This is a genomic window from Demequina gelatinilytica, from assembly GCF_000971115.1.
GTDB lineage: Bacteria > Actinomycetota > Actinomycetes > Actinomycetales > Demequinaceae > Demequina > Demequina gelatinilytica.
Window position 1 is genome coordinate 23,043 of the sequence record NZ_BBLV01000022.1, and the last position, 17,674, is coordinate 40,716.

The 17,674-nt window shown below is 72.0% G+C and carries 20 protein-coding genes; 12 read left to right on the top strand and 8 right to left on the bottom strand.

Going from position 1 to position 17,674, the window contains the following annotated elements; all coding sequences use genetic code 11:
- Nucleotides 1-39: 39 nt before the first annotated feature.
- Complete coding sequence (locus tag AOM00_RS14375; protein ID WP_062518457.1) at nt 40-804, bottom strand: DUF4386 domain-containing protein; 765 nt, start codon at nt 802-804, stop codon at nt 40-42.
- A gap of 26 nt (nt 805-830) precedes the next feature.
- Nucleotides 831-1,841: an NAD(P)-dependent alcohol dehydrogenase gene (locus tag AOM00_RS14380; protein ID WP_228373522.1), complete on the bottom strand. Its 1,011-nt coding sequence runs from the start codon at nt 1,839-1,841 to the stop codon at nt 831-833.
- Between the two features lie 99 nt (nt 1,842-1,940).
- Here AOM00_RS14380 and AOM00_RS14385 point away from each other — a divergent pair, with 99 nt between their 5' ends.
- From AOM00_RS14385 to AOM00_RS14425, 9 genes are all read left to right on the top strand, one after another.
- Nucleotides 1,941-2,627 carry a TetR/AcrR family transcriptional regulator gene (locus AOM00_RS14385; RefSeq protein WP_062518458.1) on the top strand — a complete coding sequence of 229 codons (687 nt, stop codon included), beginning with the start codon at nt 1,941-1,943 and terminating at the stop codon, nt 2,625-2,627.
- A gap of 18 nt (nt 2,628-2,645) precedes the next feature.
- On the top strand, nt 2,646-3,377 hold the full coding sequence (gene recO / locus AOM00_RS14390; protein WP_062518459.1) for a DNA repair protein RecO: 732 nt from the start codon (nt 2,646-2,648) through the stop codon (nt 3,375-3,377).
- A gap of 137 nt (nt 3,378-3,514) precedes the next feature.
- Nucleotides 3,515-4,228 carry an HAD family hydrolase gene (locus AOM00_RS14395; protein ID WP_062518460.1) on the top strand — a complete coding sequence of 238 codons (714 nt, stop codon included), beginning with the start codon at nt 3,515-3,517 and terminating at the stop codon, nt 4,226-4,228.
- Nucleotides 4,229-4,261: 33 nt separating this feature from the next.
- Nucleotides 4,262-5,284: a phosphate/phosphite/phosphonate ABC transporter substrate-binding protein gene (locus AOM00_RS14400; protein WP_062518461.1), complete on the top strand. Its 1,023-nt coding sequence runs from the start codon at nt 4,262-4,264 to the stop codon at nt 5,282-5,284.
- Nucleotides 5,284-6,111 (top strand): phosphonate ABC transporter ATP-binding protein, encoded by an 828-nt coding sequence (gene phnC / locus AOM00_RS14405; RefSeq protein ID WP_062518462.1) that lies wholly within the window; start codon nt 5,284-5,286, stop codon nt 6,109-6,111. The genes AOM00_RS14400 and phnC overlap by 1 nt, the downstream gene beginning before the upstream one ends.
- A 4-nt stretch (nt 6,112-6,115) precedes the next feature.
- A complete protein-coding gene (gene phnE / locus AOM00_RS14410; protein WP_062518463.1) occupies nt 6,116-6,943 on the top strand; it encodes a phosphonate ABC transporter, permease protein PhnE in 828 nt (275 codons plus the stop codon).
- On the top strand, nt 6,940-7,773 hold the full coding sequence (gene phnE / locus AOM00_RS14415; RefSeq protein WP_062518464.1) for a phosphonate ABC transporter, permease protein PhnE: 834 nt from the start codon (nt 6,940-6,942) through the stop codon (nt 7,771-7,773). Before phnE (AOM00_RS14410) ends, phnE (AOM00_RS14415) begins: the two co-directional genes overlap by 4 nt.
- Nucleotides 7,751-8,608: a MurR/RpiR family transcriptional regulator gene (locus AOM00_RS14420; RefSeq protein ID WP_082097107.1), complete on the top strand. Its 858-nt coding sequence runs from the start codon at nt 7,751-7,753 to the stop codon at nt 8,606-8,608. Before phnE (AOM00_RS14415) ends, AOM00_RS14420 begins: the two co-directional genes overlap by 23 nt.
- Nucleotides 8,609-8,657: 49 nt before the next feature.
- Nucleotides 8,658-9,416: an isoprenyl transferase gene (locus AOM00_RS14425; RefSeq protein ID WP_439644936.1), complete on the top strand. Its 759-nt coding sequence runs from the start codon at nt 8,658-8,660 to the stop codon at nt 9,414-9,416.
- Nucleotides 9,417-9,434: 18 nt separating this feature from the next.
- Here the strand turns inward: AOM00_RS14425 and AOM00_RS14430 are convergent, their stop codons facing one another.
- Genes AOM00_RS14430 through AOM00_RS14450 form a run of 5 tightly spaced genes read right to left on the bottom strand, consistent with a single transcriptional unit; the run spans nt 9,435 to nt 12,960 of the window.
- Nucleotides 9,435-9,971: a DedA family protein gene (locus tag AOM00_RS14430; RefSeq protein ID WP_062518466.1), complete on the bottom strand. Its 537-nt coding sequence runs from the start codon at nt 9,969-9,971 to the stop codon at nt 9,435-9,437.
- Nucleotides 9,971-10,384 (bottom strand): Fur family transcriptional regulator, encoded by a 414-nt coding sequence (locus AOM00_RS14435; protein WP_062518467.1) that lies wholly within the window; start codon nt 10,382-10,384, stop codon nt 9,971-9,973. The genes AOM00_RS14430 and AOM00_RS14435 overlap by 1 nt, the downstream gene beginning before the upstream one ends.
- On the bottom strand, nt 10,381-11,217 hold the full coding sequence (locus AOM00_RS14440; RefSeq protein WP_267127718.1) for a metal ABC transporter permease: 837 nt from the start codon (nt 11,215-11,217) through the stop codon (nt 10,381-10,383). Before AOM00_RS14440 ends, AOM00_RS14435 begins: the two co-directional genes overlap by 4 nt.
- Nucleotides 11,214-12,041, bottom strand: coding sequence for a metal ABC transporter ATP-binding protein (locus AOM00_RS14445; protein WP_228373524.1), 828 nt, complete (start codon nt 12,039-12,041; stop codon nt 11,214-11,216). Before AOM00_RS14445 ends, AOM00_RS14440 begins: the two co-directional genes overlap by 4 nt.
- Nucleotides 12,034-12,960, bottom strand: a complete 927-nt coding sequence (locus tag AOM00_RS14450) for a metal ABC transporter substrate-binding protein (RefSeq protein WP_228373525.1) — start codon at nt 12,958-12,960, stop codon at nt 12,034-12,036. The genes AOM00_RS14445 and AOM00_RS14450 overlap by 8 nt, the downstream gene beginning before the upstream one ends.
- Before the next feature lie 173 nt (nt 12,961-13,133).
- On the opposite strand from AOM00_RS14450, the gene AOM00_RS14455 reads away from it, so the two are divergent.
- The 3 genes from AOM00_RS14455 to dusB all read left to right on the top strand — a co-directional run bounded on the left by AOM00_RS14455 (nt 13,134) and on the right by dusB (nt 17,268).
- The gene (locus AOM00_RS14455) at nt 13,134-14,519 is read left to right on the top strand and encodes a glycine--tRNA ligase (RefSeq protein ID WP_062518470.1); all 1,386 of its coding nucleotides are present in this window, start codon (nt 13,134-13,136) and stop codon (nt 14,517-14,519) included.
- Nucleotides 14,520-14,521: 2 nt separating this feature from the next.
- Nucleotides 14,522-15,790 carry a YibE/F family protein gene (locus tag AOM00_RS14460; protein ID WP_062518471.1) on the top strand — a complete coding sequence of 423 codons (1,269 nt, stop codon included), beginning with the start codon at nt 14,522-14,524 and terminating at the stop codon, nt 15,788-15,790.
- Between the two features lie 305 nt (nt 15,791-16,095).
- Complete coding sequence (gene dusB / locus AOM00_RS14465) at nt 16,096-17,268, top strand: tRNA dihydrouridine synthase DusB (protein WP_156159195.1); 1,173 nt, start codon at nt 16,096-16,098, stop codon at nt 17,266-17,268.
- Nucleotides 17,269-17,415: 147 nt separating this feature from the next.
- Here the strand turns inward: dusB and AOM00_RS15305 are convergent, their stop codons facing one another.
- The gene (locus AOM00_RS15305; RefSeq protein WP_228373527.1) at nt 17,416-17,652 is read right to left on the bottom strand and encodes an HNH endonuclease; all 237 of its coding nucleotides are present in this window, start codon (nt 17,650-17,652) and stop codon (nt 17,416-17,418) included.
- Between the last annotated feature and the right edge of the window lie 22 nt (nt 17,653-17,674).

Here is a 17,674-nt window from a genome sequence, read left to right on the forward strand (position 1 = left end):
ATGCCCCGGCCGCAGGGCCGGGGCATCGCGTGCGCCGCGTCACGCCGGGACCGCCTCCCGGGTCGCGCGGCGCGGCTTCGCGGGGGCGGTGCGCGGTCCTCCGCGCAGCAGCCATACGGTCAGCCACATCTCGCCCACCATCGACGGGATCGCGACCACCGCGAGCATGACGTCCGCGACCGCGGCGTAGTCCGGGAGCAGCACGTGCGCGAACGTGTCCGCGATGTACGCGCCGCCGGCGAGGATCAGCGCGATCCCGAGGGCGCGCGAGGCGAGCCGCGCATCCACGAGGATCCGCGCGACCACGATGAGGTGCAGGCCGAACGCGACCAGGCCGATCAGCCAGGCCGTGTCGAAGGCGGTCATCGCCGTGCCGACCCAGGCGGCGCGCGCCTCGTCCCCAAGGCCGGCGACGGCGTCGCCGCCGGTGGCGAGGTGGAGCGCGACGGCCATGAACGTCACCGCCGTCGCGAAGACGATGCTGTAGGCGAGCCGCAGCCAGGCCGCGAGCAGCGAGCGCTGCTCCCCGGTGTGCCGGAGCACCTGGTGCAGCGCCCACGCCAGTCCCACATCGATCATGGCGATCGCGATGAAGGCGGCGATCCCGATGCGGAAGGTCGCCGCGTCGCCGGCGATGGCGGCCATGGTGGCGGCGGGGTCGTCGGGCGTGACCATGCGGGTCACGACCGCGAAGTTGGCGAGGATCGCGAGCGCGAAGATCGCGAGGTAGCCGAGGCCGGCCCAGCGGGCGATGCTGCGGGCGGCCGCGGACGTGGGGACGGACGATGCGGTGGTCGGGTCCATGGCGGTCTCCTGGGCGGCGCGCGGGGTCAGCGCTCGACGACGATCGCGGCCTTGCCGGCGATCCGGCCGGCGGCGAGGTCCGCGAGGGCCGTGCCGGCCTCCGCGAGCGGGTAGGTGCGGGTGAGCGCGGGGGACACGTCGCCGGCGGCGATGCGCGCAGCGAGGGACTCGAGCTGCTCCGCGGACGTGACGGCGACGAAGCTGGTGAGGGTCTGGCGCGTGAAGAGCGACACCACCGTGGCGCCCAGCTGGCGCCCGACGCCCCCGGTGAGCGCGTCGCCGCCCTCGCCTCCCACGATCACGAGGGTGCCGGTGGGGGACAGCACCTTGCGCAGGCGACGCAGGGGGGTCAGCCCGCCGACGTCGAGGATCGCGTCGAACTCGAGATCGTGCGAGGTGACGTCCTCGGCGCGGTAGTCGATGACCTCCGAGGCGCCCAGCGCACGGACCAGGTCCGCCTTCGCCGCGCTCGCGACCCCGGTGACGTGCGCTCCCGCGGCGGCGGCGAGCTGGACGATGGACGAGCCCACCCCGCCGGACGCCCCGAGCACGAGCACGCGCTGACCCTCCGTGATGCGGGCGCGCTCGACGGCCCGCAGGGCGGTGACGCCGGAGACGGGCAGGACGGCCGCCTGCTCGAAGCTGAGCGACGCGGGCTTGAGCACGAGCTTGCCCTCCGCGGCGACCGCGCGCGGGGCGTAGGAGCCCTTCGCCGCGCCCATCACCTCGTCGCCGAGCGAGAAGCGGGTCACGCCCGCGCCGATGCCGATCACCACGCCCGCGACGTCCTCGCCGGCGATCGGCTGGCGGGGGCGGCGCAGGCCGAATCCGAGGACGCGGATGACGAGCGGGCGGCCGGTCATGAGGTGCCAGACGCCGCGGTCGACGCCCGCGGCGCGGACCTCGAGGAGGACCTCGCCCGGTCCGGGCCGGGGTGCCTCGACGGTCTCGAGGTGCATGTGCTCGGGGCCGCCGTAGCGGCGCTGGACGGCGGCCTGCATCGTGGTGGTCGCTGCGGTGGGGACGGTGGCGGTCATGGTCCTGCTCCTTCGTGTCGATGCCGTTCGTACTTAGTACGAGTTGCTATGCTCGACCGTAGACGTACTTAGTACGATGCGCAAGGTTCGGAGGCGGATGTGTCGGATGCCAGGCAGGATGGCGCGCAGGATGCTCGCAGGCCGCGGCTGTCGCGGGAGCGCGTGCTCGCCGTCGCGATGGAGCTGGCCGACCGCGACGGGATCGAGGCGCTCACCATCCGCGCGCTCGCGGAGCACCTGGGCACCAAGCCGATGTCGCTCTACCACCACGTGGCCGGCAAGGAGGTGCTGCTCGACGGCATGGTCGACATCGTCTTCTCCGAGATCGAGAAGCCGCCGACGGATCTCGGGTGGCGCGAGGCGCTCCGCGTGCGTTGCCGTTCCGCGCGCGAGGTGCTGGGCCGTCACCCCTGGTCCGTCCCTCTGCTCGAGTCGCGCCATCACCCGGGCCCCGAGCTCCTCGCGCATCACGAGTCCGTGCTGTCCACGCTGGACCGGGCGGGGATGCCGCTGCCGCTCATGGCGCACGCCTACGCGGTGCTCGACAGCTTCGTGTACGGCTTCGCGATGCAGGAGGCCAACCTCGCGGTGCAGCGCGGGGACGAGGACGCGGAGCTGGCCGGGGAGATCGCCGCGGCCTTCGATCCGGACGCCTACCCGATGATGACGCGGTTCGCGATGGAGCACGCGATGCGGCCGGACTTCGACTTCGGGGACTCGTTCGACTACGGGCTCGACCTGCTCCTCGACGGGCTCGCGCGCGCCGTGGAGCGGGCCGGCGCCTGACGCGCGCGACAATGGACCGTGCCCCTCTACCGTGACGACGCCATCGTCCTCCGCACCCACAAGCTGGGCGAGGCCGACCGCATCGTCACGATGCTCACAAGGCGCCATGGCAAGGTGCGGGCCGTCGCGAAGGGGGTGCGGCGCACCTCGAGCCGCATCGGCTCGCGCATGGAGCCCTTCATGCTGGTCGACGTCCAGCTGTACGAGGGGCGCAACCTGGACATCGTGAGCCAGGTGGAGACCAAGGAGCCGTACGCCCGGCGGATCGCGGAGGACTACGCGAAGTTCACCGCGGCGACCGCCATGGTCGAGACCGCGGACAAGCTGGTCGACCACGAGCGCGAGCCGGCGTGGGACCACTACCGCCTGCTGCACGGCGCGCTCGGCACGCTGAGCCGCGGTGAGCACGAGGCCGGGCTGGTGCTCGACAGCTTCCTGCTGCGCGCGCTCGCGCTCGCGGGCTACGAGCCGAGCTTCAGCGACTGCGCGAGCTGCGGGCGTCCCGGGCCTCACCGGGCGTTCGTGGTCGGCGGGGGAGGCGCGGTGTGCGAGTCGTGCCGTCCGCCGGGGGCGGCGGCGCCGGCGCCGGAGACGTTCTCCCTGCTCGAGGCGCTCCTGGTGGGAGACTGGCCCATCGCGGACGCGGCGGACCCGCGTCACCGGCGGGACGCCGCGGGGCTCATCGCGGCGTACGCCCAGTTCCACCTCGAGCGCAAGGTGCGCAGCCTGGGCCACGTCGACCGCTCGTGATCCCGCCCGTGGGGATCACCGAGTTATTTAACAGGATGTTCACCTGATCGTGGCCTATCCGTCCATTTGCGGCCGCTAGGTTGGACGCATCGTCCAGAGGGGCGATGCACCCGACCGAGCCGACCGGAGGACCCCCTGTGCCGCACACCGTGATCTTCGACTTCGACGGGACGTTGGCGTTGGGCGAGGGACCGCTCGACGCCTACGTCCGGTGCGTGGACGAGGTCGCCGGCGTCGAGGGCTTCGCGGCCGCAGCAGCGACCGAGCGGGCACGGCTGCTGACCGAGCCGGGTCGCTACCGCGACGCGTATCACGCGGTCGCAGTCGCGGCGGCGGGGCTCGGCATCGACGAGGACGCGCTCCAGCAGGGCTACCTGCGCAGCCGCGACCTGCTTGCGACCGAGGCGGCGCCCATCGAGCCCGCGCCCGGGCTCGGGGAGTTCCTTCGCCGCCTCGCCGCGCACGCGGAGCTGGTGCTGGTCACCAACGCGCCCGAGACCCGCATCCCCGAGGCGCTCGAGGCGCTCGGTGCCGCCGGCGTCTTCACGCGGGTGGTGTGCTCGGCACGCAAGCCGCTGGGCCTCGCCGCGGTGATCGAGGAGGTCCTGCCGCTCGGTCCCGTGCTGTCCGTCGGCGACATCGACGAGTTCGACCTGGCGCCCGCGCGAGAGCGCGGCGCCGCGACCGCGCTCGTGGGCGCCGCCGCGGCGGCACCGGCAGCCGAGGTCACCTTCGCCGCGGAGCGCCTCGAGCTCCTGTACGCGGCGATCGAAGCGTGGGCCGCCGACTCGGCGCCCCTCGAGGACGTGCCCTCCGGCACCTCCCGCACCACCGGCACCACCCGTTCCTGAGCAGCACCCATCCTCATGAAAGGCACGTCTGACATGCGCACCCCGCTCATCACCGTTGGCCTCGCGGCCTCGGCCCTCGTCGCACTCGCCGGCTGCAGCGCCGACGCCGACCCCGCCTCGACCGCGACCTCCGGCGGGACCGCCGCCGAGGCCGGCTCGGAGTGGCCCACCGAGATCACCCTCGCGCTGATCCCCAACGAGAACGTCACCGACCTCATCACCTCGGTCGAGCCGCTCACCGACTACCTGAGCGAGGAGCTCGGGATCACGGTCGAGGGCGTCGTGACCAAGGACTACCAGGCCGCCGTCGAGGCGATCGGCTCGGGCCAGGCGCAGATCGCGATCGCGGACGCGGGCTCGCTCGCCGCGGCGGAGGACCTCTACGGCGCTCACGCGGTGCTCCAGGACGTCCGCTACGGCGCGTCGCAGTACGCCTCGATGTACTTCACCAACAACCCGGACAAGTACTGCGACGACGAGCCCGTCGAGGCGACCTACGCCGCGACCGGCCAGACGTTCCTGTACTGCAACGGTGTCGCGTCGGGCGACGACAACACCGGCGTCGGCCCGGTCGCGCAGGACAAGCTGGCGCTCATCGAGGAGGGCACCGCCGTCGCGTTCGGCAACACCACCTCGCCCGCCGGCTACCAGCTCCCCGTGCTCGCGCTCGAGGCGAACGGCGTCGACATCGACTCGCTCGACCAGGTGCCGGTGACCGGCAACGACACGCTGCTCATGGCGGTCTACAACGGCGACGCCGAGGTGGGCTTCGCGTACTGGGACGCGCGGTCCTCGGTCTCCGCCGAGGAGGTCCCCGACCTGGGTGAGAAGGTCGTCGTCTTCGGCCTGTCGGAGATGTACCCCAACGGCGGCGTGGTCCTCTCGGACGAGCTCCCCGCGGACCTGCGCGACGAGATCACGTCGCTGCTCGACGGCTTCGCCGACGTGGACCCCGACACGCTGATGAACATCTTCAGCCAGACCGACTGGGTCCCGGCGGACGCCGCGGCGATCGACCTCGCACGCGAGGTCAACGCCCGCTTCAGCGGACAGTGATGAGCGAGACCATCACCGGGTCGGAGGCCGGGGGCGTCGCGCCCCCGGCCTCCGGGCCGTGGCCCATCGAGCTCGACGATGTCACCGTGCGCTACCCGAACGGGGTGGTCGCGCTCAAGAACGTGTCGCTGTCGATCGCCGCGGGCGAGATGGTGGCCGTGGTGGGGCTGTCCGGCTCGGGCAAGTCGACCATGATCCGCACCGTCAACGGGCTCGTGCAGCCCACGGGCGGCCGCGTCACGGTCGGTCCGCACGCCGTGAGCGAGCTGCGCGGGCGCGCGCTGCGCGAGGCGCGCGGCGATATCGGCATGATCTTCCAGGCCTTCAACCTCGCGGACCGCGCCAGCGTGTTCCACAACGCGCTGGTGGGTCGCTTCGCGCACATGCCCACGTGGCGGACGATGCTCGGGCTCGCCTCCGCCGAGGACCGCGACATGGTGATGAGGTCGCTGGACTCGGTAGGCATGCTCGAGAAGGTGTGGCACCGCGCCGGTGCGCTCTCCGGCGGGCAGAAGCAGCGCGTCGCGATCGCGCGTGCGCTGAGCCAGGAGCCCGCCGTGATGCTCGCCGACGAGCCCGTCGCGAGCCTCGACCCGCCGACCGCCCACGCCGTGATGGCGGACCTCGAGGACATCAACGCCTCACGCGGCCTCACGGTCCTGGTGAACCTGCATCTCATGGACCTCGCGCGTCAGTACACCACCCGCATGATCGGCCTGCGCGCCGGCGAGGTGGTCTTCGACGGACCCGCCGCCACCGCGACGGACGCCGACTTCGAGGCGATCTACGGCCGCCCTGTCCAGGCGCGCGACAGGCTGGGGGAGTGACGCGGTGACCGGCGCATCGTCCCTCGCGACCGCGGAGCGGGTCGCCCGCATCCCCGCGCGACCGCGCACGTGGCCGCGCACGCTGGGAGTCGTCGGGGTGCTCGCGGTGCTGACCGCGCTCACCGCGACGCCCGCGCTCGGCGGGGTCGAGATCGACCTGGGCGCGATCGCGAAGAACTGGACCAACGGCGCGGACCGCATCGCCCAGATGCTGACGCCCGACCTCTCGGTGCTCCCGCGCACGTGGCAGCCGCTGCTCGAGACGCTGCAGATGGCCGTGGTGGGCGCCGCGATCTCCGCCGCCCTCGCGATCCCGCTGTCGATGTGGGCGGCGCGCCCGACCAACCCCCGTACGCCCACGCGCATGGCCGTGCGGTTCGTGCTCAACATGATCCGTGCCGTCCCCGACCTGGTCTACGCGACGATCCTTGTCGCGATGGTGGGCGTAGGCGCGCTGCCCGGCGTCATCACCCTGGTGCTGTTCGACGTGGGCATCGTGGTCAAGCTGGTGTCCGAGGCGATCGACTCGGCGGACTCCGCCTACATGGAGGCCGGTCGAGCCGCGGGCGGCACCCAGACCCAGATCAACCGCCTCACGGCGCTGCCGCAGACCTGGCCCGCGTACGTGTCCCAGGTGCTGTACTCGCTCGAGCTCAACGTGCGCATCTCCGCGATCCTGGGCCTCGTGGGGGCGGGCGGCATCGGTCGCCTCATCGACGAGATGCGCGGGTTCTACCGCTACGACGCGCTCTCGACGATCGTGCTGGAGATCCTCATCGTCGTGGTGTTCATCGAGCTCGCCTCCAACATCCTGCGGAAGAGGCTGCGATGACCGCGCTCGCCGTGCGCGCACCGATCGCGCCTCCCCGGCCCCGCCGCCTCGCGGTGAGGATCGCCTCCTGGACCGTCGCCGCCGTGGTGGTCGGGGCCTTCGTGGGCCTCGACATCGAGTGGGACAAGCTCGCCGACCTCCCGGGCGACCTGGTCCACTACGGCTCGCTCATGTTCTCCGACCCGGACTGGTCGATGCTGCCCGAGGCGCTGCGCCAGACGTGGCGCTCGGTGTCGATGGCGTGGCTCGGCGCGCTTCTGGGCGTGGTGCTGTCGACGATGCTGGGGATCCCCGCGGCCGAGGGCGTGGGGCCGCTGTGGCTGCGCCTGCCGCTGCGCGGGCTGTTCGCGATCATCCGCGCCGTGCCCGAGGTGGTCATCGCGATCATCATCCTCACCGTCACCGGTCTCACACCGTTCACCGGCGCGCTCGCGCTGGCGATCGGCGGCATCGGCACCCACGCCAAGTGGACCTACGAGACGGTCGAGTCGGCCCCGGGCGGCGCGGTCGAGGCCGTGCGCGCGGGCGGCGGCGGCCTGCTCGCGACGATCCGGTGGGGTCTGTGGCCCGTGATCTCGCCCGAGCTCGCCTCGCTCGCGCTCTACCGCTTCGAGATCAACGTGCGCACGTCCGCCATCCTGGGCCTCATCGGCGTGGGCGGCATCGGCGACATGCTCACCACCTACACTCAGCATCGTCAGTGGGACACCGTGGGCGTGCTCATCATCGTCGTCATCGTGGTGACGATGACCATCGACGCCGTCTCCGGCGCGATCCGCCGCAGGATCATGGAAGGGGCCAAGGTTCGTGGCGTGGACAGGAGCTCCTGACGCACCGCCGACGGTGCGCATCGCGGCGCTGGTGCCCTCGCTCGCGAAGGGCGAGCGCAAGGTCGCCGAGGCGATCGCGGCCGATGTCGAGCGCGCGGTCGACATGACGGCGCAGGAGCTCGCCGACGCCGTCGGCGTGGGCCGCGCCTCGGTGGTCCGGACCGCGCAGACGCTCGGCTTCGAGGGCTACCCGCAGCTGCGCGTCGCCCTCGCGCGCGAGCGGGCGCTCGCCGCTCCGGCGGCGCCCGTCGCGGCCGGGAGCCTGGGCGTGGTCCAGGCGGCGGTCGACCGCTTCGCCCGGTCGCTGCCGCACACGGCCGCGGCGCTCACGTCGGACGTGGTCGAGGCCTTCGTGACGGCGCTCGACGAGGCACCCCGGCTGGTGATCGCGGCAAGCGGCCTGTCGGCACCGCTCGGGCACGACGCGGCGATGCGTCTCACGAGCGCGGGCCGTCCCGTCGAGTTCCAGCCGGACCCGCTGTCGCAGCACATCGCCGCGCGGCAGCTCCGCCCGGGTGACGTGCTGTTCGTGATCTCGGGCTCCGGGGCCACGGTGGGATCGCTCCACGCCGCCGACGCGGCGCGGGAGGCGGGCGCCACCGTGCTCGCGCTCACGGCCTTCGCGCGGGCGCCGCTGGTGTCGCGAGCGACCACCACGCTGGTGGTGCCGCCCGTGACGGACTCGTTCCAGGACGAGCTCACGCAGACGTCCCGTGCCGCGTTCGCGCTCGTCATCGAGGCGCTCGTCGAGGCGTTCGTGGTGCGACGCGGCCCGCGCGCGCGGGAGGCGCGGGCGGCGGCCCTCGCCGTGGTCTCGGAGAGCCTGGGGGAGTAGCGGGCCCTCCGAGCCCGGTCGCGCATCGTCCGCCGCTAGGCTGACCGGCGTGACCTACGCGCGCCCGTTCCCCCATGCCTCCGGCGCGACGCCGCCCGCCCTGCCGCCCGAGGCCGTGCCCAGGCACGTGGCCGTGGTGATGGACGGCAACGGCCGCTGGGCCAAGGAGCGCGGGCTGCCCCGCACCGAGGGGCACGCCAGGGGCGAGGCCTCGCTGCTCGACGTGGTGGCCGGCGCGGTCGAGATCGGGGTCACCCACCTGAGCGCCTACGCGTTCTCCACCGAGAACTGGAAGCGCAGCCCCGAGGAGGTGCGCTTCCTCATGGGCTTCAACCGCGACGTCATCCGTCGCCGCCGCGACGAGATGCACTCGTGGGGTGTGCGCGTGCGCTGGGCGGGGCGGCGGCCCAAGCTCTGGCGCTCCGTCATCACGGAGCTCGAGAAGGCCGAGGAGCTGACCCAGGACAACACCGGGCTCACGCTCACGATGTGCGTGAACTACGGCGGCCGTGCGGAGATCGCCGATGCCGCCAAGGCGATCGCGCTGCGTGTCGCGGCCGGGGAGCTCGACCCGTCCAAGGTCACCGAGAAGACCCTCGCGGCACACCTCGACGAGCCCGACATGCCCGACGTCGACCTCTTCTGGCGCTCCAGCGGCGAGCAGCGGTCGAGCAACTTCCTGCCGTGGCAGGCGGCCTACGCGGAGTACGTGTTCAGCGACACGCTGTGGCCCGACGTGGATCGCACGCACCTGTGGGCCGCGATCGAGGAGTACGCACGGCGCAACCGTCGCTTCGGCGCCGCCTGAGCGGTCCCGTGCGGCGCCTCAGGCGCCTTCGACCGGGGACGGTGCGAGGGCGGCGTCCTGGGGAGCACGGCGGCGGCGTGCCAGGAGGAGCACGGCGACGGCGGCGATCAGGAGCACGCTGCCGCCGAGCGCCCACGGGGACATGGTGAAGGCCTTGAAGGCCGAGTACCCGACCACCTCGTACGCCGCGGCCCAGAGCAGGCAGCCGGGGAGCATCGCGAGCGTGTAGCGGCCCCAGTGCATGCGGGCGTAGCCCGCGCCTCCGTTGACGAGCGACTGGATGCCGAGCGTGAGGAAGGACAGCGGGATGGCGATCCAGCCCCAGCGCTCGGTGAAGGCCTGCGCCTTGGTCATCGTGGGGCCGCTGAACCTCCGCGCGATGCGCGCGCGCCTGCTGTCCTGGGCGTCGGCACGGTCGGCGACGGCATCCGCGCCGGCGCGCGCCCATCGCGCGATCCAGTAGGTCGCCTGCGTGCGGAAGAAGACGATGCACACGAGCGCCGCGAACAGCCACCACCAGGGGCCGTCCTCGACGAAGTCGGGGATGCCGGGCATCAGTCCTTCCCTGCGGCGGCGCACTCGGGGCAGATGCCCGTGAGCTCGATCGTGTGCTGGATGTCGCCGTAGCTGTGCTGCTCGGCGATGCGGTGCGCGAAGGCCTCGAACTCGGGCACGTCGATCTCGACGGCCTTGCCGCAGCCGCGGCAGCGGAGGTGGTGGTGGTGCTCCTCGCCCGCCTCGCAGCGTCGGTAGAGCGTCTCGCCCGACTCGGCGACCACGGCATCGACCTCGCCCTGGTCGGCGAGCGACTGGAGCCCGCGGTAGACCGTCGCGAGGCCGATGGTGGAGCCTTCGGAGCGCAGGCGCTCGTGCCATGCCTGGGCCGAGCGGAAGTCGCGCGTGTCGAGCGCCTCGAGGATCTCGCGGCGCTGGCGCGTCATGCGGGGCGCGGGTGTGGCGGCGCTCATCGGCGAACCCCCTTGAGCAGGGTGGTGACGGCAGCCACCACGACGTACAGGGCCACGCCGAGCACCACGATGAGCGAGCCGGGCTGGATGTCCTGGAAGACCGTGATCCAGATGCCCGTGAGGGTCAGCACCGCGCCGATCCCCATCGCGAGGTGCATGGTGCGCGAGAAGGACCGTGTGAGCAGCTGCGCGATCGCGACGGGGACGATCATGAGCGCGCTCACCAGCAGCACGCCGACCACGCGCATCGCGACGGTGATGGTGACGGCGGCGAGCACCGCGACCACCATGTTGAGGGCGTCGACCGGGAGCCCGGTGGAGCGCGCGAACTCCTGGTCGTGCGTGACCGAGAACAGCGCGGCCCGGAGGCCGAGCCCGATGACGAGGATCAGGGCGGCGAGACCCACGCTCAGCCAGACGTCGCCCCACGTGACCGTGGAGATCGAGCCGAACAGGTAGCCCAGCAGGTTGGCGTTCGAGCCGCCCGCGAGGCCGATGAGCAGCACGCCGGACGCGATGCCGCCGTAGAAGAGGATCGCCATGACGATGTCGGCCGCGGTGCCGCGAGAGCGCATGCGCTCGATCACCACGGCTCCGATGATCGCGAAGACCACGGCGCCCGGGATCGCGAGGGCGTCCTGCCGCGCGAGGTCGAAGAAGCTGCCGGCGAGCCAGCCGGCCGCGACGCCGGCGAGCGCGACGTGACCGATGCCGTCGCCGAGCAGCGCCATGCGGCGCTGGACCAGATAGGTGCCCATCACGGGCGCAGCGGCCCCGACGAGCAGGCCGACGATGAGCATCCGCTGGATGAGCGGCTCCTGGAGCAGGCTCACAGCGACTCCAATCCGAGCGTCGCGCCGTCGCGGGGCGGCGGGTCGGTGTGCGGGTGGTCGTGGTCGTGGCCGGGGAGGGCGTGGACGCCCAGGTCCTTGGGGGGCACGCCGTCGTAGGTCACGCAGCCATGCTCGAGCACCACGGCGCGGTCGATGTGGCGCATGAGCGCGCCGAGCTCGTGGAGCACGACGACGATGCCGACGCCCTCCTCCTTGAGGTGACCGAGCGTGTGGGAGAACTGGACCTGCGACTCGAGGTCGACGCCCGCCATGGGCTCGTCGAGGATGAGCAGGCGGGGCCGACGGACCAGCGCGCGGGCGATGAGCACGCGCTGCTGCTGGCCGCCGGAGAGGCGGGACACGTCGCGCTTGGCGAGGTCCTCGACGCCCATGGAGGCGAGCGCCTCGCGGGCGCGCGCCTTGGCGTCGCGCGGCGGGACCAGGCCACGCAGCCGCGAGCCCACGCGACCATCGAGCTCACGGCTGCCGAGCAGGCCCGACGTCACCACCTCGATCGCGGTCGCGGAGACTCCGCCCGCCGCGGTGATCCGCTGGGGGACGTAGCCGAGCCGCGCACGCGCCTGCGGTGAGGCGGGGGCGCCGAAGAGGTCGATGCTGCCGGCGGTGGTGGGCACGGCGCCGACGATCGAGCGGACGAAGGTCGACTTGCCCGAGCCGTTGCCGCCCATGAGCGACACCACCTCGCCGGGGCGGGCCGTCAGCGAGACGCCGTGGAGGATCTCGGTGCCCTGGAGGGAGACGCGGACGTCCCTCGCCTCGACCAACGAGGTAGGGACGTCCGGGTTCGAGGGGTGGTCACTCACAGCCGAGCGCATCCTCCAGCACGGAGAGGTTCCTGGTCATGACGCCAATGTAGTCGTCGCCGTCGGCCACGGTCTCCACGGGGCTGAGCACCTCGGTCTCGACGCCGACGTCGCTCGCGAGGGCCTCGGCGACGGACGCGCTCACGGCGTCCTCGGTGAAGATCGTGGTCGCGCCGGTCTCGGCGATGATGTCCTTGATCTCGAGGATGCGCGCGGGCGAGGGCTCGCTCTCGGGGTCGAGGCCCGCGATGCCCTCCTGGTGCAGGCCGTACGCCTCCGCGAGGTACCCGAAGGCCTCGTGCCCGGTGACGATGGTGTCGCGCTCGCACTGCGCGAGGCCCGTGGCGTACTGGTTGTCGAGGTCCTCGAGCGCGGCGTGGAGCGTGGCGGCGTTCGCGGTGTAGGTGTCGGCGTTGTCGGGGTCGGCCGTGGCGAACGCCTCGCCGACCGCATCGGCGAGGTGGGCGAGCAGGTCGGGGTCGAGCCAGAAGTGCGGGTCCGACGAGCCGTGGTCGTGCTCGTCCTCGCCCTCCTCGTCGGCGTGCTCCTCCGCCGCGTGGAGCTCGATCACCTCGGCGGCGTCGAGCGCCTCGACGCCGGTGGTCGAGATCGCGTCGTCGACCGCGGGCTGGAACTCCGAGAGGTACAGCGCAAGGTCCGCGGTACCGAGCTGGCGCGCGGTGGCGGGGGAGAGCTCGACGTCGTGCGGCTCGACGCCGGCCGGGGTCATCGACACCACGACGATGCGGTCGCCGCCCACCTGCTCGGCGACGAACTGGAGCGGGTAGAACGCGGTCGCGACCGTCAGCGCGCCTTCGGCGGAGGCGGACCCGTCCGCGCCGGGCTCCGTGGTGGAGCAGGCGGTGAGCGTGAGGGTCGAGGCCGCGGCGGCGGCGATGAGGGCGGAGGTCTTCTTCATGGTCGCCATTCTAGGCACAGATGAGAATGATTGTCGAAATCAGGACTGTGGTCCCGGACGGCCCTCGCGCCCGGCGTGCGGGCCGCCGCCCGGCCGGTCGCGCATCGTCCCCCGGTCGGCACGCCGCTAGACTGTCGCGAGCGATTCCGACCCCCTTGCACTAGGAGCATCACGTGGCCGCACCCAGCCGTCTCGACAACGCCATCTCGCTCGCGAAGCGCCGCGGCTTCGTGTTCCCGTGCGGCGAGATCTACGGAGGCACGCGCTCCGCGTGGGACTACGGACCGCTGGGCGTCGAGCTCAAGGAGAACATCAAGCGCCAGTGGTGGCGCGCGATGGTCACGTCGCGTGACGACATCGTCGGTCTCGACTCGTCCGTCATCCTGCCCCCGCAGGTGTGGGAGGCCTCCGGCCACATCGCCGCGTTCGTCGACCCGCTGGTCGAGTGCCTGTCCTGCCACAAGCGCTACCGCGAGGACCACCTGCTCGAGGAGTTCGAGGAGAAGAAGGGCCGCGCTCCCGAGGGCGGCCTCGCCGAGATCGCGTGCGCCGCGTGCGGCACCCGCGGGCAGTGGACCGAGCCGAAGATGTTCAACGGCCTGCTGCGCACCTACCTGGGCGCCGCGTCCGACGACTCCGGGCTGCACTACCTGCGCCCCGAGACCGCGCAGGGCATCTTCATCAACTTCGAGAACGTCATGCGCACCGCGCGTCAGAAGCCCCCGTTCGGCATCGCGCAGGTGGGCAAGTCCTTCCGCAACGAGATCACCCCCGGCAACTTCATCTTCCGCACCCGCGAGTTCGAGCAGATGGAGATGGAGTTCTTCGTGGTGCCCGGCACCGACGAGGAGTGGCACCAGCACTGGATCCAGACCCGCAAGGACTGGTACACGGACCTGGGCATCTCCGAGGACAACCTGCGCCTCTACGAGCACCCGCAGGAGAAGCTCTCGCACTACTCCAAGGGCACCACGGACATCGAGTACCGCTTCGGCTTCCAGGGCTCGGAGTGGGGCGAGCTCGAGGGCATCGCGAACCGCACCGACTTCGACCTGTCGACGCACGCCAAGCACTCGGGCAAGGACCTCAGCTACCTGGACCCGGCCACGAACGAGCGCTACGTGCCCTACGTGATCGAGCCGGCCGCGGGCCTGTCCCGCTCGCTCATGGCGTTCCTGGTCGAGGCGTACACCGAGGAGGAGGTGCCCACCGCGAAGGGCGGCACCGAGACCCGCACCGTGCTGCGCCTGGACCACCGCCTCGCGCCGGTCAAGGCCGCGGTGCTGCCGCTGTCGAAGTCCGCGGACCTGGTGCCCACCGCCGAGGCGCTCGCGAAGGAGCTGCGCGGCGCGTGGAACATCGACGTCGACGTCACCCAGTCCATCGGCAAGCGCTACCGCCGTCAGGACGAGGTCGGCACGCCGTACTGCATCACGATCGACTTCGACACGCTCGACGACCAGGCCGTCACCATCCGTGACCGCGACACCATGCAGCAGGAGCGCGTCGCGCTCTCGCAGGTGAGCGGCTACCTCGCGCAGCGGCTCATCGGGGCCTGATCTTGGGGGCGGGCCACTCGCACTCCGAGGTCCCACCGCGGGCATCCGTCGCCACGACGCGCCTCCTGTGGGCGCTCGTGGGCGGCGTGCTCGCCGCGGTGGTCCTGGGGGCCGCGCTGACGTGGCCCTCCTCCTGGGACTCGCTCGGTTCGCAGAGCCTGCTCTACGCGGACGCGCGCAGGCTCGACGCCACGGTGGTATCCACCGACCTCGAGTCCGGCACCACCACGGTCGAGATCACCACGGAGGGGGCCGAGGGTGAGCGCGAGCTCTCGCCCACCGGCATCCCTTCGCTCGAGCTCAACCCGGGCGACGAGGTACGGGTGGTCGAGCTCGACGACGGCAGCGTGGTCTTCTCCGACTTCGAGCGCACCTCGCCCATCCTCGCGCTGTTGATCGTCTACGTGGTGCTGGTTGTCGCGGTCGCGTGGTGGCGGGGGATCGGGGCGCTGCTGGGGCTCGCGGCGGCGTTCGGCATCATCGCGTTCTACACGGTGCCGGCGCTGTTCGACGGCGCGAACGCGCCGCTGGTCGGGCTGGTCACATCGGTCGGCGCGCTCGCGGTGCTGCTCTACATCGCGCATGGCTTCAACGCACGCACCACCACCGCGTACCTCGGGACCGTGGCGGGCCTGTTCGCGACGGCGATCCTGGGCACGTGGGCGGTCCACGCGGCGAACATCCCCGGAGTGCCCTCCGAGGCGGAGATCAACCTCACCTTCCTCGACGCCTCGATCTCGCTGCACGGGCTCGCGCTGTGCGGGCTCATGATCGCGGGGCTCGGCGTCCTCAACGACGTCACCATCACCCAGGCCTCGGCCGTGTGGGAGCTGGGGAAGGCGCGTCCGGACCTCGGGGCGTGGCAGCTGTTCTCGCGCGGCATGCGCATCGGCCGCGACCACATCGCGTCGACCGTGTACACGATCGCCTTCGCGTACGTGGGCGCCTCCCTGCCGCTTATCATGCTCATCGCCGCCTACGACGACCCGATCTCTGGCGCGATCACCTCCTCCGAGCTCGCGGGCGAGGTGGTGCGGACGCTGGTCGGGTCGATCGGTCTGGTGCTCGCGGTGCCGCTCACCACGGCGATCGGCGCCATGATCGTCGGCTTCAGCGGCGAGGCGGAGGACGATGCGGCGGCCGGGCCGGGCGACGATCACCCCACGGACGCGGAATCCGGGGGGCGCGCGGAGGGGCGCGTCGAGGGTCCGTCAGGGGTCGAAAAGGGCTCGGATGGGGCTTTGACGAAGCCAAATGTGACCGAAACGTGATGTTTTCCACTGATTTGCCCCGTTCCTCTTGACGCGCCATACGCCGTGGCCCCAACCTTGTCGTGGCGGGCATTCGGGGATGCGGATCGCATCCTCTGGGGGACACAGGCGAATGCCACCGTCCCTCATTGCACGTCGTGGCTGCGCGCCTGGTCGCTGCGCCACGGCGCCTCGCGCCCGGGCTTTCCCTCAGCGGCCCGGGCGCGAGTGCGCCTGCCGTCGTTCCGGCCTCTCCACGGTGCCGCCGAGGGCTCACATCTCCTCGCGCATCGTGCTCGCCAGGGTCCCGTCGGCGGCCTGAGAGAATGGACCCCATGACCCCGACCACCCGCCTGCTCCCGCCGCTGCGCATCGGTCCGCTTGAGGTGGACACGCCCGTGATCCTCGCGCCGATGGCCGGCATCACCAACGCCGCGTTCCGCCGCCTGTGCCGCGAGCACGGCGGCGGGCTCTATGTGGCCGAGATGGTGACCTCGCGCGCGCTCGTCGAGCGGACGCCCGAGTCGCTGCGGATCATCGCTCACGACCCCGACGAGACCCCGCGCTCGGTCCAGGTGTACGGCGTCGATCCGGCGACCATCGGCGCGGCCGTGAAGATGATCTGCGAGGAGGACCGCGCGGACCACATCGACATGAACTTCGGCTGCCCGGTGCCCAAGGTGACCCGCAAGGGCGGGGGAGCGGTGCTGCCGTGGAAGCGCGATCTGTTCCGTGACATCGTGCGGGCTGCGGTGCGCGAGGCGTCGAAGTTCGACATCCCGGTCACGGTGAAGATGCGCAAGGGCGTCGACGACGACCACCTCACGTATCTGGACGCGGGCCGCACCGCCGAGAAGGAGGGTGTGGCCGCGGTCGCGCTGCATGCGCGCACGGCCGCCGAGTACTACAGCGGGACTGCGGACTGGTCGGCGATCGCCCGCCTCAAGGAGACCGTCACGTCGATCCCCGTGCTGGGCAACGGCGACATCTGGCAGGCCGAGGACGCGGTCCGCATGGTCGAGGAGACCGGGTGCGACGGCGTGGTCGTCGGGCGCGGGTGCATGGGTCGGCCGTGGCTCTTCGCGGACCTCCAGGCCGCGTTCGAGGGACGACCCGAGCGGGTGCAGCCGGGTCTGCGCGAGGTCGCTGCCGCCATCTACCGACACGGCGAGCTCATGGTCGGCCACTTCGGCGACGACGAGGACAAGGCGATGCGCGAGATCCGCAAGCACATGTCCTGGTACCTCAAGGGCTACCCCGTGGGTGGCGAGGTGCGTCGGTCGCTCGGGCTGGTGTCGACCCTCGCCGAGCTGCGGGAGATCCTCGACACCCTAGATCTCGAGTCGCCGTACCCGGGCGAGGAGGCCGAGGGGCCGCGGGGCCGGCAGGGCTCGGCGCGCGTGCCGGCGTGCCCCGAGGGCTGGCTGGACACGCAGGACATCACGCCGGATCTCGAGCTGCGGCTGCGTGAGGCGGAGCTGAGCGTCTCCGGGGGCTGACACCAGGGTCGGGTTCCGCAATCGAGCCCCCATGCTCGGGGGCTTTCGCTCCGTGCCCGTGCCCGTGCCTCGTGCGTGCGCTGTGCCGCTGTCCGGGCGTGCCGGTAGGGCGCCCGCCTGTGGGGTGGGCGCGGTGGGGCGTGGCAGTTAGTGGGGTGGGTTCGCGGTGGTGGGTGTGCGTGGGGGTAGGTCGACGTGGAGGGCGGTTTTGCCGCCTGGTCTGGGGGTGCGTTTGGGGTCGATGCTTGCGGGTGGGGTGAACCAGACCTCGGTGGGGGTGGCGTGGACTTGCCAGCCGTCGTCGTGGATGCGGTGGTGACAGCGGGTGCACAAGAGGACCCCGTTGGATAGGTCGGATGGGCCGCCGTGGGACCAGTGGCGGATGTGGTGGGCGTCGCACCACGAG

Excerpts from the sequence above, each read along its gene's own strand:
- AOM00_RS14435 (WP_062518467.1), bottom strand. The coding sequence starts at position 10,384 with ATGAGCGCCGCCACACCCGCGCCCCGCATGACGCGCCAGCGCCGCGAG.
- AOM00_RS14400 (WP_062518461.1), top strand. The coding sequence starts at position 4,262 with ATGCGCACCCCGCTCATCACCGTTGGCCTCGCGGCCTCGGCCCTCGTC.
- AOM00_RS14430 (WP_062518466.1), bottom strand. The coding sequence starts at position 9,971 with ATGCCCGGCATCCCCGACTTCGTCGAGGACGGCCCCTGGTGGTGGCTG.
- dusB (WP_156159195.1), top strand. The coding sequence starts at position 16,096 with ATGGACCCCATGACCCCGACCACCCGCCTGCTCCCGCCGCTGCGCATC.
- AOM00_RS14380 (WP_228373522.1), bottom strand. The coding sequence starts at position 1,841 with ATGACCGCCACCGTCCCCACCGCAGCGACCACCACGATGCAGGCCGCC.
- AOM00_RS14450 (WP_228373525.1), bottom strand. The coding sequence starts at position 12,960 with ATGAAGAAGACCTCCGCCCTCATCGCCGCCGCCGCGGCCTCGACCCTC.
- phnE (WP_062518464.1), top strand. The coding sequence starts at position 6,940 with ATGACCGCGCTCGCCGTGCGCGCACCGATCGCGCCTCCCCGGCCCCGC.
- AOM00_RS14375 (WP_062518457.1), bottom strand. The coding sequence starts at position 804 with ATGGACCCGACCACCGCATCGTCCGTCCCCACGTCCGCGGCCGCCCGC.
- phnC (WP_062518462.1), top strand. The coding sequence starts at position 5,284 with ATGAGCGAGACCATCACCGGGTCGGAGGCCGGGGGCGTCGCGCCCCCG.